Annotated in this window: 1 pseudogene; it reads right to left on the bottom strand. The window is 55.2% G+C overall.

Annotated features, from left to right (window positions below):
* Positions 1 to 238 (bottom strand): annotated as a pseudogene (locus tag C5P05_RS00400) (DDE-type integrase/transposase/recombinase); the annotation flags it as partial.
* Positions 239 to 364 lie beyond the last annotated feature (126 nt).

The raw sequence follows: 364 nt of genomic DNA, 5'->3' as shown, positions 1-364 counted from the left end.
AGCGAATCAGCTTCGCATCGCGTATCCGAGTGAGCCACCCAGGCCAGCGATAGTGGGCACCGCGGTCAGAGTGAACGACGGGGCGGTCATCGCTTTTGGCCACTCTTTCGATGGCCGCATCCAACATGGTGTTGACAAGTTCGGCATCTGGACGCGTACCGATTGACCAACTGATAACCAGCCCATCGAAGCAGTCGATCATGGGCGACAGATACACCTTGCCAGCCGGGATCTGGAACGTAAGCGTCTGCTGAAGGCATATTGAATCGATGACCAATCGAAACGATAGTGTGCATCATGAAGATCGTGCACACCAGTTCGAACGAGGTCGATAGCCCTCGCCCCACAAGACGTTATTACAGCC

Origin of the sequence: Rhodoferax ferrireducens, from assembly GCF_003347515.1 — a bacterium.
Taxonomy (GTDB): domain Bacteria; phylum Pseudomonadota; class Gammaproteobacteria; order Burkholderiales; family Burkholderiaceae_C; genus Rhodoferax.
The sequence above is the reverse complement of the archived record's forward strand: the minus strand, read 5'-3'. Positions and strand labels throughout refer to the sequence as shown.